The 14,442-nt window shown below is 64.6% G+C and carries 11 protein-coding genes; all 11 read right to left on the reverse strand.

The annotated features are described in order from the left end of the window. Window positions 1-310: 310 nt before the first annotated feature. Window positions 311-3,004, reverse strand: a complete 2,694-nt coding sequence (locus KIH77_RS09020; RefSeq protein WP_219101142.1) for an Rne/Rng family ribonuclease — start codon at window positions 3,002-3,004, stop codon at window positions 311-313. A gap of 549 nt (window positions 3,005-3,553) precedes the next feature. Continuing rightward, entirely contained in the window at window positions 3,554-4,759 is a 1,206-nt protein-coding gene (dapE, locus tag KIH77_RS09025; RefSeq protein WP_219101144.1) for a succinyl-diaminopimelate desuccinylase, read from the reverse strand. Window positions 4,760-5,053: 294 nt separating this feature from the next. After that, window positions 5,054-5,854, reverse strand: coding sequence for a ribonuclease HII (rnhB, locus tag KIH77_RS09030; protein ID WP_219101146.1), 801 nt, complete (start codon window positions 5,852-5,854; stop codon window positions 5,054-5,056). Further along, a complete protein-coding gene (lepB, locus tag KIH77_RS09035) occupies window positions 5,855-6,517 on the reverse strand; it encodes a signal peptidase I (protein ID WP_219101148.1) in 663 nt (220 codons plus the stop codon). A gap of 191 nt (window positions 6,518-6,708) precedes the next feature. Further along, window positions 6,709-7,080, reverse strand: a complete 372-nt coding sequence (gene rplS, locus KIH77_RS09040) for a 50S ribosomal protein L19 (protein ID WP_219101150.1) — start codon at window positions 7,078-7,080, stop codon at window positions 6,709-6,711. 346 nt (window positions 7,081-7,426) lie between these two features. Further along, window positions 7,427-9,016, reverse strand: a complete 1,590-nt coding sequence (locus KIH77_RS09045; RefSeq protein WP_219101152.1) for an NAD(P)/FAD-dependent oxidoreductase — start codon at window positions 9,014-9,016, stop codon at window positions 7,427-7,429. A gap of 259 nt (window positions 9,017-9,275) precedes the next feature. Next, window positions 9,276-9,587, reverse strand: a complete 312-nt coding sequence (locus tag KIH77_RS09050; RefSeq protein ID WP_109138177.1) for a DUF2469 domain-containing protein — start codon at window positions 9,585-9,587, stop codon at window positions 9,276-9,278. Further along, window positions 9,584-10,627 carry a GNAT family N-acetyltransferase gene (locus KIH77_RS09055; RefSeq protein WP_219101154.1) on the reverse strand — a complete coding sequence of 348 codons (1,044 nt, stop codon included), beginning with the start codon at window positions 10,625-10,627 and terminating at the stop codon, window positions 9,584-9,586. Before KIH77_RS09055 ends, KIH77_RS09050 begins: the two co-directional genes overlap by 4 nt. A gap of 144 nt (window positions 10,628-10,771) precedes the next feature. Then, the gene (gatB, locus tag KIH77_RS09060) at window positions 10,772-12,271 is read right to left on the reverse strand and encodes an Asp-tRNA(Asn)/Glu-tRNA(Gln) amidotransferase subunit GatB (RefSeq protein ID WP_219101157.1); all 1,500 of its coding nucleotides are present in this window, start codon (window positions 12,269-12,271) and stop codon (window positions 10,772-10,774) included. A 29-nt stretch (window positions 12,272-12,300) separates the two neighbouring features. Continuing rightward, window positions 12,301-13,836, reverse strand: a complete 1,536-nt coding sequence (gene gatA / locus KIH77_RS09065; protein ID WP_219101159.1) for an Asp-tRNA(Asn)/Glu-tRNA(Gln) amidotransferase subunit GatA — start codon at window positions 13,834-13,836, stop codon at window positions 12,301-12,303. Window positions 13,837-13,855: 19 nt separating this feature from the next. Beyond that, entirely contained in the window at window positions 13,856-14,146 is a 291-nt protein-coding gene (gene gatC / locus KIH77_RS09070; RefSeq protein ID WP_109138179.1) for an Asp-tRNA(Asn)/Glu-tRNA(Gln) amidotransferase subunit GatC, read from the reverse strand. Between the last annotated feature and the right edge of the window lie 296 nt (window positions 14,147-14,442).

Here is a 14,442-nt window from a genome sequence, read left to right on the forward strand (position 1 = left end):
ACGCCCTCACACAGGCATGGCTAGACACCGACAATCTAATCTACACAACACGCCGGACTTTCGCAACTCCGGCGTGGATTTTACTTGAATTTTTGGAAACGCGCCGCCCGCTCCTTGCAGTGCACCGACCACCCCGGCTCTGTTCCCGAGCGGAGCCGCACCATTCCCGTCATCCTGAGCGGAGCCGCTTGCGGCGTAGTCGAAGGATCCTATGGTCTTCAAAGATCCTTCGACTCGCTACGCTCGCTCAGGATGACAATATGGGTGTCATCACTCGCTCAGGATGACAAAGCGGGTATACGGCCTCACCCTACTTGTCCTCCTCGGCGGCGGCAGCGGCCGCGGCGGCGATCTTGGCGAGCTTGGCCTTGACGTCGGGCGTGGAGCCCTTCGGCATGGCCGGGTCCTCCTTGGGTGCGGGCGCCGACGTGCCGTGGTTGTGCTTGTTGGTCTTGACGAACGGGTCGCCGCCCTTGAGGGCGTACGGGTCGTCATAGCTGGCGGAGACGGTCGGTTTGTCGTGGAGGATGAAGCCGCGGCCCTTGCAGGTCGGGCATTCCTCGGAGAACGCCTCCACGAGGCCCTGGCCCACGCGCTTGCGGGTCATCTGCACGAGGCCCAGCGACGTGACCTCGGCCACCTGGTGCTTGGTGCGGTCGCGGGCGAGGCATTCGACCAGACGGCGCAGCACGAGGTCGCGGTTGGCGGGCAGCACCATGTCGACGTAGTCGATCATGACCATGCCGCCGATGTCGCGCAGCCGCAGCTGGCGGGCGATCTCCTCACTGGCCTCGAGGTTGCAGCGGGTCACGGTCTCCTCCAGCGACTTGCCCTTGCCGATGAACCGGCCGGTGTTCACGTCGATGGTGGTCATGGCCTCGGTGCGGTCGATGACGAGCGAGCCGCCGGACGGCAGATACACCTTGCGTTCCATGCCCTTGCGCAGCTGGCTGTCGATGCGCCACTGGTCGAACACGTCCTTGCCCTCGTGCTCCTCGGGATCCCACTTCTCCAGCTTGTCCTGGAGGTCGGGGGCCATGGTCTCGAGGTACTCCTTGATGCGGTCGTAGACCTTGTCGCCTTCGACGACGAGCTTGCTGAAGTCGTCGTTGAAGATGTCGCGCACCACGCGGATGGCCACGTCGGGCTCGCCCTGCAGCAGCTTGGGGCGCTTGGAGTTGCGGGCCTTGGTCTCGGCCTCCTTCACATGCTCCCACTGCTTGGTGAGGTTCTCCAGGTCCTTCTCGATGGCCTCCTTGGAGGCGCCTTCGGCGGCCGTGCGGATGATCACGCCCATCTCCTTGGGCGCGATCTTGGAGACGACGTTCTTGAGGCGCGTGCGTTCGCGGTCGGGCAGCTTGCGGCTTACGCCGGTCATGCCGCCGGAGGGCACGAGCACGAGGAAGCGGCCGGCGAGCGTGACCTGCGAGGTCAGACGCGCGCCCTTGTGGCCGATCGGGTCCTTGGTCACCTGCACGAGCACGGGGTCGCCGGAACGGAACGCGAGCTCGATGCGGCGCGGCTGGCCTTCAAGGCGCGTGGTGTCCCAGTTGACCTCGCCGGCGTACAGCACGCCGTTGCGCGGCTGACCGATGTCGACGAACGCGGCCTCCATGCTCGGCAGCACGTTCTGCACGCGGCCGAGATAGATGTTGCCGACGGTGGAGACCTCCTGGATGTCGGAGACGTAATGCTCCACGAGGATGTTGTCCTCGATGACCGAGATCTGGGTGTGCTGCTCCTTCTCGCGCACGACCATGAGACGGTTCACGTTCTCGCGGCGTGCGAGGAAGTCCTGCTCCAGCAGCGTGGACTGGCGGCTGCGGTCGCGGCGGTTGTCGCGACGACGCTGCTTCTTGGCCTCCAGACGGGTGGAGCCTTCGATGTCGGTGATCTCGTCGATGTACTGCTGCTTGCGGCTGCGGCGGATCGTCGGCTCCTCACGCTCGATCTCGCCCTTGGAGCCACGGCGGCGACGGCGACGACGCGTTACGGTGCCTTCGTCCTCGTCCTCCTCGCGTTCACGTTCACGCTCACGCTCGGCGTGGCGGGAACGCGGCGTCTCCGCCTCCTCGTCGCGGTTGGCGCGGCGACGACGGCGACGCGAACGCGTCTCGCCGGACGATTCGTTCTCATCCTCGGCATCGGTGTCGATCGGGGAATATCGGATGTCGTCGTATTCGAGATCCTGCTCGATCTGCTCGACCTCGGCGGCGGCACGACGCTCCTGCGCGTTCAGGCGGCGCGAACGGCGCGAACGGCGGGACTCCTCATGCTCATCGGACGCGGCGTCGCGATTGTCGCGGTCCGCATCGCGTTCGACGTCCTGCGTCTCCAGCTGCTCGTCGCGATGCGCGGATTCACGGTCGGCGCGGCGGCGACGACGGCGACGCGTCGTCTGGCCCTCAAGACGATCCGAATCGTCGTCCTCGCCGTGTTCGGCGGCATCGGACGGCTTCGGCGCGGCATGCACGACCGGCAGCACGGGCTCCTGGAACAGCAGCGACGTCATCGGACGGATACGGCTGGACGGCTTGGCCTCCTCCGCGTTCGGCGAGGAGAACAGCGACACGTCATGACGGACGCCCCTCTTCGCGGACGGCGTCTTGGCGGCGGTCTTCGCGGCCGTGTCCTTGTCGTTGCCGGCGGCATCGGCGGGCTCGCCCGCAGGCGCGGCATGACGGGCCTTGCGCGGCTTGGCGAGGATGCCCCTGTCGGTGAAGAGCTCATCGGCCAGCGCCCTGACACGACGCTGACGGTCCTCGTCGACGGGCTGCTCGGAGACGGCGGACTGCTCCACGGGGGCGGTCTCCTGCTTCGGGGCTCCCGGATGCGACTCCACCTTCACCGGCAGCTTGGCGCCGGCGGCACCCGCCACACGCACCACCCGACGTCCGCCACGGCGGCGACGGGGCGCGGCGGGCGATGCCGCCTGGCCGTTCTGGGACACTTCGGCATTATGTTCTGCGGCGGCTTCCACGCCGTCGTTGTTTTCGGTTATCACAAACGCTCCTTGGAAGCATGCTGCATCACGCTTCGGTTCCACCCTGAAACAGTCTGTCAACACCGTACTGTCACTACGGCCGCGCGATAACGCCACTGCTCAGGCACTGCTAACAAAGTCTGTATCGGAGAAAACGGACACCGGCGCTTCCGGCGCGTCACATGGTCAATGCGCCACGGAAGGGGATCGACGTTTTCCGCACATCGGCGGCATGCAGAACCACCATCCATCATTATGACACACCGTAGGGATGACGGTACACCATCCCCCGCCGCCGTGAGCGGAGGACGATGTTTCGTTCCTGTCATCCTGAGCGGAGCAATCGCGTCCCCCTGTCATCCTGAGCAGAGCGATCCCCCCTGTCATCCTGAGCGGAGCCGCTTGCGGCGGAGTCGAAGGATCTTGAAGAATCTTATGGTCTCCAACGATCCTTCGACTCGCTACGCTCGCTCAGGATGACAGAAAAGGGCGCGCGCTCAGGATGACAGAAAAGGGCGCGCACTCGGGATGATAAAGCAGAACGGCGCGCTCGACACAATCGCGCGCACGCTACTTGGCGAGCCATTCCTCCAGGATGTCGGCGAGGTCGGTGAGCTGGGATTCGGGAATCTGCTCATCGGCCTTGTGGGCGAGCAGCGCGTCGCCGGCGCCGAGGTTCACGGCCGGCACCCCGAGCTGCGAAAAGCGCGCCACGTCGGTCCACCCCATCTTCGCCTGCGGGTCACGGCCGGTGCGTTCCTTCACCAATGCGGCCAGCGACTGCGCGAGCGGCGTGTCCATGCCGGGGCGCGCGGCCGGCGACTCGTCCTTCATCTCGATGCCGAAGCCCGCGAACACGCCGCCCGTGGCCACATGCTCGCCGTTGCCCATCTCGGCACCGGCGTCGGTACCGATCATCAGCGCCTTCGCCTCGGCGAGCGTCTTGTCGGGCGCGAACCGGTAGTTCACATGGATACGGCATTCGTCGGGAATCACGTTCGTGCCCTTGCCGCCGGAGATCAGCGTGGCGTTCAATCCCTCGCGGTAATCAAGTCCCTCCACCGTGATCGTCCGCGGCTCGTACGCGTTGAGCCGGTCCAGCACCTCGCCGGCCTTGTGGATGGCGTTCTCGCCCATCCACGCACGGGCGGAGTGCGCGGCCACACCATGGCAGACCACGTCGAACCGGATGGTGCCGTTGCAGCCTCCTTCGATGCCGCAGCTGGTCGGCTCGCCAATGATGGCGAAATCGCCCTTCACCCAGTCGGGATGCGTTTCGACGACCTTGCGCAGGCCGTTCTTGCTGGCCTCGACCTCCTCGTGGTCGTAGAAGATGTACGTGAGGTCGTAGTTCGTGCGTGCGGTGTCGTCGAGCGTGGCGGCCAGATACAGCATCACCGCATCGGACGGTTTCATGTCGGTGGCGCCACGGCCCCACAGCACACGCTCGCCGGCGTTGTGCTCCGTGATTTCGGCGCGGATCAGCGGATCGCCGGGTTCAAGCCATTTCGGCGGGAAGTTATCGATGACCGGCACGGTGTCGATATGCCCGGCAAGCAGCACGCGCTTCGGCTTGCCGAAATCCGTGGAGGCGACGACCGTGTCGCCATGCCGATGCACGGTCAGATGCGCGAACCCATGCAGGAACCGTTCGATGGCGTCGGCGAGCGGGCCTTCGTCGTCGCTGACGGAATATTCGTTCATGAGCTGCATGAGCAGCGTGTTCAGGGCGTCGTCGCGCGCGGCGGCACGGTCGAAATCAATCTCAGTCGTCATGGTTGCTATGGTATCCGCTGCCCTCGGCCTCCGGCGCCGGCACCATCAACTCTTCTCGGCCGTGAGAGAGTCCGACGGGATGATTCCGTCATCCTGAGCGGAGGCCAACGAGATAATGACGAGAAAATTCCGTCACCCCGAGCGGAGGCCAACGAGATAATGACGAGAAAATTCCGTCATCCTGAGCGGAGGCCGAAGGCCGGAGTCGAAGGATCTTGGAATGACTGGGGGCGAGATCCTTCGACTCGGCTTCGCCTCGCTCAGGATGACATAAGGGAACCCACGCTCGCTCCCCTACACCAAATGCCAGGTCTTGCGGTGATATTCCGTCGCCCCGTGCGCGGCGATCGCGGCACGATGCGGCACGGACCCATACCCCTTGTTGCTGGCCCACGCATACGCCTCGAATTCGGGGTGCGCGGCCGCCAAATCGGCCATCATCCGGTCGCGGATCACCTTGGAGATCACGGCGGCCGACGCCACCGACGCGCATTTGCGGTCGCCCTTGACGATGGTCGTCATCGCGATCGGCTCCAGCAGCGGCGGCGCATCGAACGAGTTCACGACGGGGGTGATGTAGTCGTTCGGGCCGTCGAGGATTCCGGCCACGCGCAGTTTCGCATGATTCATGCGCAGTCCCGGCACTTCGCCGCCGATCCCGGCGATGGTGCCGTGCCAGTCGGGCGAGAAATCCGTCGGCGCCTCGGCGACCCCCAGATCGGTGTGCCCTCCGGTGGTGATCAGCGTCTCGATTTCGTTCAGCGCGCGCACGGCTGCCACGCCCAGCGCGTACACGATGCCCCATTCGTCAACCTCGCGGGAGCTGACCGAGCCCACGGCCCATGCGGCGGACCACGTCTTCAACGGCTCCAGCAACGATTCGCGACGCACTTCCGTCAGCATCTTCGAATCGGCGACGCCCGCGGGCACGGTCCATTCGTCGGCGTCGCGCGCCAGCAGCGCGCATGCGCCGACCATGGCCGGTCCGGCGAGCGAGCCGCGGCCCACCTCGTCGAATCCGACGATGAGCGAATATCCACGCCCGGCGAGACGACGTTCGTTGTCGAGCGTGGGGACCTGCCGTGGAATCACCATTTATTTCACCCCCGAAATGCCCGGTACCTTGGCGAACACGTCGTCCGGACGGCTCAGGCCGGTCCAGTCGCTGACCGGCCAGTACACGGCGAACGCCACGCCCTCGACGTCGTTGACCGGCACCAGCCCATTGGCGCCGTCCTCCTGATGGGCGCGGGAATCGGCGGAATTGGAACGGTTATCGCCCATGACGAACAGATGACCCTCGGTGACCTTCACGCTGAACGCATAGTCGCTGGGGTTGACGCCCGGGCGGATGAACGACGAATCGTCGATGGCCACGCCGTTGACGGTGACCGGCTGGCCGGGGCCCTTGCATTCCACGGTGTCGCCGGGCAGGCCGATGAGCCGCTTGATGAGCAGGTCGCTTTTCACGTTCGGGCCGAGCCAATGGGCCGGGTCCTTGAATACGACGATGTCGCCGCGTTTCAGATCGAAGAAGCGTGGCGCCAACCGTGACGCCACGACCTTGTCGCCCACCTGCAGCGTGTCGCGCATCGATTCGGACGGAATCTCGTACACGCCGATGACGAACAGCCGCAGGAACAGCACGATGACCAGCGGAATGCCCGCCCAGACGAGCAGGTCGTGGAACGTCATGCGGTCGGGGTCGGTGTTGCGACGACGTCCGTTCGATTCGTTGCCGGCGGTCGATTCTGCCATGGAAAAAACGCTCCCCTATCATCGGACGTGGTATGCACCATGATTATACGAGCATACGGATATACGAATATGGACGAATATGCGGGCGGATGATGCGCCCGGACATATGGGAAAACCCGGAACGGTCGCGAACGACGTTCCGGGTTTTCACAAAGCCTGATACGGGCCTGATGCCTGGATTACCGGGCGAATCAGGCGGCCTTCTGGCTGTTGTCGCGACGCTCGACGATGCGAGCGGCCTTGCCGCGCAGGTTGCGCAGGTAGTACAGCTTGGCGCGACGGACCTTGCCCTTGCGGACGAGCTCGATGGAATCGATCACCGGGGAGTGCAGCGGGAAGCGACGCTCCACGCCCACGCCGAAGCTGATCTTACGAACGAGGAAGGTCTCGCGGACGCCGCCGCCCTGACGGGCGATGACCACGCCGGTGAAGGCCTGGATACGGGAGTTGTTGCCTTCCTTGATCTTGACGTTCACCTTGACGGTGTCGCCGGGACGGAAGGCCGGGATCTCCTCGGCGGGCTTCATGTGCTTGGCGTCGAACGCTTCGATGGCATTGACCATAATGCTTGTTCCTCCATTGCCGCCGCATATCAGCGCAAGTCGGGGGAAGATTCGGCCTGGCCTCGCGTGATGCGGGGCGTACGTGCCGTTCTTCCGGAATTCGGTATCCCCACGGGTCTGCCCTTGGGGAGCGTGCCGATCCGATCGATGATGGTCTGGACCTGTTGAGACGCGCATCTATGCGGCAATCCGCGCCTCGGCACAACTCTTCAAGTATACACGCAAGGTGGACCCGAGGGGCGGGGCGTTGCGTTCCGAAATTTCAGTCCGTTGGCCCCGTTATCCGCGAATCAGGGTGCCAAATGGTCGTTTTCGGCGCAGAAAACGACCAAAAGGCACCACATATTTATTTCTCTTCGTGGTAGGACTTCTCGGTGTTGACGGACCACACGTTCTTCTTGCTCGTCTTGCCGGTCTTGATGTTGTTGACGGCTTCGATGGCGGTGGCCATGGAGTGGTCCTGGTTGTTGTAGCGGTGCTGGCCGTTGCGTCCGACGCAGTAGAGGTTGCCGAAGCCGTCGAGGTATTCGACGAGTTCGTCGATGTGCTGCCAGGTGTCGAAGTAGGCGGGGTAGGCCTTGGGCACGCGTTCGCGGTGGGAGTCGAGGACGTCCTGGGGGCCGTTGATGACGCGCATGCGGGTGAGTTCCTTGATGGCGAATTCACGGGCTTCGTCGTCGGTCATGTTCCAGAAGGCGTCGCCTTCCTCGCAGAAGTATTCGAGGCCGATCCAGACGGTGTTGTCGACGTCCTTGACGAGGTAGGGGCTCCAGTTGTTGAACACCTGGATGCGGCCGACCTTGTAGCCGGGGTCCTGCACGTAGATCCAGCAGTCGGGGACGATGGGCGGGTTGCCGAGGGTGGGGATGTCGGTGGTGTTGCGGATGCGCAGCTTCTTGCACAGGAGGCCGACGGTGACGAAGTCGCGGTAGGGCAGGCCGGTGGCGATGGCGGTCATGTCCTTGGGGGCGGGCTTGTCGGAGGCGTCGACGGCGTTGATGAGGTCCTTGATGGGCATGGACGAGATGAAGTCGTCGGCGGCGAGTTCGGTGCGGTTGCCGTGCGAGTCCTCGTAGACGACGGCGGCGATGCGGCCGGCGTCCTGACGCACTTCGACGACCTTGGCGTCGGTGATGACGTTGGCGCCGTGGTCGACGCAGTTCTTCTCGACGGTCTCCCACAGCTGGCCGGGGCCGAGCTTCGGATACCAGAACTCCTCGATGAGGGAGGTTTCGACGTTCTTGGAGTCGCGCTTCTTGGGGGCGAGCTTGGCGAACGCGTTCTTGAGGACGCCGAGGATGCTCAGGCCCTTGACGCGCTGGGCGCCCCAGTCGGCAGAGATCTCGGAGGGGTGGCGTCCCCACAGCTTCTCCGTGTAGCCTTCGAAGAACATGGAGTAGAGTTTGCGGCCGAAACGGTTGATGTAGAAGTTTTCGAGGTTGGTTTCGGGCAGCTTGTGGAAGATGGACTTGAGGTAGCTGAAGCCGGCGACCATGGTGAGCTTGAAGCCCATGGCCTTGAGGGTGTTGGGGGTCAGCGAGATCGGGTAGTCGAAGAAGCGGTGGTTCCAGAAGATGCGGGAGACGCGGTGGCGCTTGAGCATCACGTGGTCGGTCTTCTCGGGGTCGGGGCCGCCGGGTTCGAGGTCGTGGTGGCGGCCGAGCTTCTTGTCGTCGTAGGAGGGGGCGCCCTGCAGCGGCAGCGTCTCCTTCCACCAGTCCATGATGCGGTCGTCCTTGGAGAAGAATCGATGACCGCCGATGTCCATACGGTTGCCGTTGTACTTGACGGTGCGCGAGATGCCACCGAATTCGCGGGTCGCCTCCAGCACGGTGACGTCGTAGTGCTCGGCGCCGCCGTCCTTCACCAGCTCCCATGCGGCGGTCAGGCCCGCGGGGCCGCCGCCGATGATAACGACCGACTTCTTTTCTGCCACGTCGTACTCCTCACAATGCAGATTGAACGATCATGCATAGATCACGATGCAAACTAAATCGTGACCACTCTAGTACAGGCTATGGGAGCGAAGCGCACAGGGACGATGTGCATACACATTCTTTTCGCAGAATTCAACGTAGCTCCACCGTCATCCTGAGCGGAGCCGCTTGCGGCGGAGTCGAAGGATCTTTTTCCGCACACGGCACGAGATCCTTCGACTCGCTTCGCTCGCTCAGGATGACATGAGGCGCCGCCCGTCAGATGTCGTCGGGGATGTCGATGTCGGTCTTCTGGACCTCCTCGACGTTCACGTCCTTGAACGTGACGATGCGGACGTTGGTGACGAAACGGCTGGGACGATATACGTCCCATACCCATGCGTCGGTCAGCTGCACGTCGAAATAGACGTCCTGGCCGGCGGAACGCACGTTGAAATCGACCTTGTTCGCCAGATAGAAGCGTCGTTCCGTCTCGACGACGTAGGTGAACAGTTTGATGACGTCGCGATATTCCTTGTACAGCGCCAGTTCCGCATCGGTCTCGTAGTTGTCGAGATCCTCAGCGCTCATTCGTTTCCTCCTCGTGAACGGTTGACGAGATTACGCCACCATGCGCGTTCGGAACGCTTGGCGTTGTGGCCCTCGTCGCCGTTGTTGGAATTCGGCCAGTTGTATCCCTCGCCGTCGTTCCTCGTCGACGTCTTCGACGCCGCGGCCTTCTCCTCGGCGGAGTCGCCGCCGAGCAGGTTGGCGAGGTCGTCGGACAGTTTATCATTGGCGGCCTCGCGCGCCTCGCGCTGGCTTCGGGAGCCGTTGACCTCCATGGCGAGGGAATGCTCGCGCGCGGCCAGGGCCTCCCGCACGCCGGGATTGTCTTCGATGAGATGCATGCCGAACGCGTCGAGCGAACGGATCGGATCGTATTCGTCGACGAGCGTGCCGAACACGATCTGGTCCTGATAACGCTGGTTGGCGTCGTCCCACAGCGCGTGACGGGACGTGCCCTCCTTGATGAAGCCCAGCGACTGGTACACGGACAGCGAGCGCGTGTTCTTCTCGGGCACGGCCACCCAGATGCGATGCAGGCCGAGTCCGGCCGGCTCGGGGGCGAAACCGTACGTCATGACGCGCGGCATGGCGTCTCGCGAATAGCCGCGGCCACGGTAGTCGCGGCCGAGCATGACCTGGATGCGGGCGGATTTCGCCCAGCTGTCGATGTCGATGAGGAAGATCATGCCGATGACCTTGGTACGGTCCTCGTCGTCGTCATCATCGGGATTCGAGTCGGCGAGAACGGACCATGCGATGGTGCGGCGGGATTCGGGATCGCCCACGCCGGACTCCTCCGGCGACAGTCCGCGTTCCCAGGCGACGGAGCGTCCGACCCATGTATGGACGAGGGCGCGTTCCGACTGCGCGTCCTTGCCGGTGATGCTCGAAGCGTTGTGGTACGCCTGCAGCTCGTCCATAAGGGGGAGGTCATCGAGGGTGGCGGGGCGCAGATGCACCATCTCCCCCTTGATCTCCGGAATGACGAGGCTGCTCGGGAGCGTACGCGACTCAGTGGCCTGCGTACCCTGTTCGACGCTGTTCACTTCATCTGCTGACATGGGTCACTTTCTATCGATCGGCTGTCTATCGTCCTGCTGTCGTCTGTCTACTATGACAGATTCCCCGCGTATAGGATACACGGGGAATCTGGTTCATGGTAGCGGGGCACGCTGATTTCTCAGCGTATTCTCAGGATTGCGGAATCAGCCCTTGACCTTGGCCATGACGATCTTGGTGACGGCCTTGGCGTCGGCCTGGCCGCGCGTCGCCTTCATCACGGCGCCGATGATCACGCCCATCGGCTTCATGTTGCCGCTCTTGAGCTTCTCGAAGACGTCGGGGTTCGCGGCGAGCGCGTCGTCGACGGCCTTCTCGATGGCGCCGGTGTCCTCGACCACCTGGTAGCCGTGCTTCTTGACGACCTCGGCCGGGGTGCCCTCACCGGCGAGCACGCCGGCGACGGTCTTCTTGGCGAGCTTGTCGTTGAGCTTGCCGGCGGCGATGAGCTTCTCGACCTCGGCCACGTCGGCCGGGGTGATCGGCATCTCCTCGAGGCTGACCTCCTTGGCGTTGGCGGCGCGGGCGATCTCGCCGAGCCACCACTTGCGCGCACCGGCGGCCTTGGCGCCGGCCTTCACCGTCTCCTCGATGAGGTCGAGGGCGTCGGCGTTGATGATGTCGCGCATCTGCAGGTCGCTCAGACCCCATTCGGCCTTGAGGCGGTTGCGGCGTTCGCGCGGCATCTCCGGCATCTGGGCCTTCATCTCGTCGATGTGCTCCTTGGTGATGTGGAGCATCACGAGGTCGGGGTCGGGGAAGTAGCGGTAGTCGTCGGCGTCGGTCTTGAGACGGCCGCCGGCGGTGGTCTGCGTGGATTCGTCCCAGTGGCGGGTCTCCTGCAGGATCTCCTTGCCTTCGTCGAGGCGGGCGGCCTGACGACGAATCTCGTACGTGATGGTCTTTTCGATGCCGCGGAACGAGTTCACGTTCTTGGTCTCGGAACGCGTGCCGAACGGATCGTCGGGGCTGGGGCGCAGCGAGACGTTGACGTCGGCGCGCATGTTGCCCTGCTCCATGCGGGCGTGGCTGATGTTCAGCGCGCGCACGATGTCGCGCAGGGTGCGCATGTAGGCGCCGGCGATCTCGGCGGCGCGGGCGCCAACGCCCTCGATGGGCTTGGTCACGATCTCGATGAGCGGCACGCCGGCGCGGTTGTAGTCCACGAGGGAGTGGTCGGCGCCCTCGATGCGGCCGTCGGCGCCACCGATGTGGGTGTTCTTGCCGGCGTCGTCCTCGATGTGGGCGCGCTCGATCGGCACGCGGAAGATGGTGCCGTCGTCGAGCTCGACGTCGAGGTAGCCGTTGCCGTTGGTCGGCTTGTCGTACTGGGAGATCTGGTAGTCGCGCGGCATGTCCGGGTAGAAGTAGTTCTTGCGGGCGAACTGGCTCCACTCGTTGATCTCGCAGTGCAGGGCGAGGCCCAGCTTGATGGCGTAGTCCACGGCGGCCTTGTTGACCACCGGCAGGCTGCCCGGCAGGCCGAGGCTCACCGGGGTGAGCTGGGTGTTCGGCTCGCCGCCGAACTCCACGTGCGCGGGGCAGAACAGCTTGGTGTTCGTGCTGAGCTCCACGTGGGTTTCGAGGCCGATGACGGGGTCGTACTTCTTGACGGCCTCGGAGAATTTCATGAGTTTATCTGCCATTGTCTGCTCCTAAAGCTCCTAATCCGCTCTCAGGCCTCATCCAGCCACGGGGTCTTGAGGTCGTTCCACACGGGACCGCCCCACTTGCCTTCCAGCGCGGCTTCGAGGGCCGCGGCGGGCTTGTACATCTTCTCGTCCTGCATCTGCGGGGCGAAGAACTGGAAGCCGACGGGCAGGCCCTCGTCGGACAGCCCGGCGGGGATGCTCATGGCGGGCACGCCGCCCATGTTGGCGGGGATGGTGGCCACGTCGCCGAGGTACATGGTCAGCGGGTCGGCGGTCTTCTCGCCGAACTTGAACGCGGTGGTCGGGGCCGTCGGGGAGACGAGCACGTCCACCTGCTCGAACGCCTTCTTGAAGTCCTCGATGATCAGCGTGCGCACCTTCTGGGCGCTGCCGTACCAGGCGTCGTAGTAGCCGGCGGAGAGGGCGTAGGTGCCGAGGATGATGCGGCGCTTGACCTCGTCGCCGAAGCCGGCTTCACGCGTGTAGGCCATCATGTTGGCGGCGGTCTGCGGAACGTCGGCCGGCGGCATGACGCGCAGGCCGTAGCGCATGCCGTCGTAGCGCGCGAGGTTGGACGACACCTCGGACGGCATGATGATGTAGTAGGCGCCGAGCGCGGCCGGGAAGTGCGGGCAGGAGATCTCCACGACCTCGGCGCCCATGCCCTTGAGCGTCTCGACGGCCTCGTTGAAGCGGGCCTCGACGTCGGGCTGGAAGCCTTCGCCGCCGAGCTCCTTGATGAGACCGACCTTCACGCCCTTCAGGTCCATCTTCAGGCCTTCGCGGGCGGCGGCCACCACGGGCGGCACCTCGCGCGGGATGGACGTGGAGTCGCGCTTGTCGTGGCCGCCGATGACCTCGTGCAGCAGCGCGGCGTCGAGCACGGTGCGGGAGACCGGGCCGATCTGGTCGAGCGAGGAGGCCATGGCGATGGCGCCGAAACGGCTCACGCCGCCGTAGGTGGGCTTCACGCCGACGGTGCCGGTGAAGGCGCCGGGCTGGCGGATGGAGCCACCGGTGTCGGTGCCGAGGGCGATCGGGGCCTCGAACGCGCCGACCGCGGATGCGGAGCCGCCGCCGGAGCCGCCGGGCACGTGCTCGGTGTTCCACGGGTTCTTGGTGGTCTTGAACGCGGAGTGCTCGGTGGAGGAGCCCTGCGCGAACTCGTCGAGGTTGGTCTTGCCGAGGATCGGCATGCCGGCGGCCTTGATCTTGGAGATCACGGTGGCGTCGTACGGCGGCACCCAGCCTTCGAGGATCTTCGAGGCGGCGGTGGTCTCGATGCCCTTGGTGACGATCATGTCCTTGATGGCGATCGGCACGCCGGCCAGTTCGGGCAGGCCCTCGGTCTCGCCCTTGGCGTTCTTGGCGTCGAAGGCGTCGGCCTCGGCGAGCGCGGAGTCGGCGGCCACCTTGAGGAAGGCGTCGATGGTCGGCTCGGCCTTCTCGATGACGGCCAGATGAGCCTCGGTCAGCTCGCGGCTGGAGACTTCCTTGTTGCGGATCTTCGCGGCCATTTCGGCGGCGGAGAGCTTCACCAGTTCAGTTGCGTCAGTCATTATGGTGCGAATCCCCCTCTTATTCCTGAATGCGCGGGGCCACGAACATGCCGGCTTCGGTCTTCGGGCCGCCGGCGAGCGCCTCGGCCTGGGTGAGCGGCGTCTCGGCCACGTCGGGACGCAGGTAGGCTTCCAGCGGCACGGGGTTGGCGGTGGGCTCGACGTCGTCGCCGGCGACCTTCTGCACTTCGTTGATGGAGTCTGCGATGACGTTCAGTTCGCCCTGGAGTCGGGTGATCTCGTCGTCGGTCAGGGCGATTCGGGCCAAATCGCCCAAATGCTCGATCTGTTCACGTGTGAATGTAGGCATAGTGCCCACTATAAAGCGCAAGTGTGACGATTGGGAGACGGTATACGGTCCTTTTCGTCGCATCATCACAACGGATGGGAACGGAGCGATGTGCACGGTTCCCATCCGTCGTATGGGATGCGACGAACAGGAACCGGGCGCCGCCCACGCTTCCTGTTCGTCACGTGGGATGTGACGGACGGGAACGCAACGCCGCGCACGGTTCCCATCCGTTGCGCCAACCGCAACCAACGGGAATCCGGCGCCGCGCACGGTTCCCATCCGTCGTCGGCAAAACGGCGCGGCGGTCGGCCACC

It is taken from the genome of Bifidobacterium pluvialisilvae (genome assembly GCF_019331695.1).
Classification (GTDB): Bacteria; Actinomycetota; Actinomycetes; order Actinomycetales; family Bifidobacteriaceae; genus Galliscardovia; species Galliscardovia pluvialisilvae.

Bases quoted from the DNA above. Each gene is read 5' to 3' on its own strand.
- dapE (WP_219101144.1), bottom strand. From the start codon at position 4,759: ATGACGACTGAGATTGATTTCGACCGTGCCGCCGCGCGCGACGACGCC.
- rnhB (WP_219101146.1), bottom strand. From the start codon at position 5,854: ATGGTGATTCCACGGCAGGTCCCCACGCTCGACAACGAACGTCGTCTC.
- lepB (WP_219101148.1), bottom strand. From the start codon at position 6,517: ATGGCAGAATCGACCGCCGGCAACGAATCGAACGGACGTCGTCGCAAC.
- rplS (WP_219101150.1), bottom strand. From the start codon at position 7,080: ATGGTCAATGCCATCGAAGCGTTCGACGCCAAGCACATGAAGCCCGCC.
- KIH77_RS09050 (WP_109138177.1), bottom strand. From the start codon at position 9,587: ATGAGCGCTGAGGATCTCGACAACTACGAGACCGATGCGGAACTGGCG.
- KIH77_RS09055 (WP_219101154.1), bottom strand. From the start codon at position 10,627: ATGTCAGCAGATGAAGTGAACAGCGTCGAACAGGGTACGCAGGCCACT.
- gatB (WP_219101157.1), bottom strand. From the start codon at position 12,271: ATGGCAGATAAACTCATGAAATTCTCCGAGGCCGTCAAGAAGTACGAC.
- gatA (WP_219101159.1), bottom strand. From the start codon at position 13,836: ATGACTGACGCAACTGAACTGGTGAAGCTCTCCGCCGCCGAAATGGCC.
- gatC (WP_109138179.1), bottom strand. From the start codon at position 14,146: ATGCCTACATTCACACGTGAACAGATCGAGCATTTGGGCGATTTGGCC.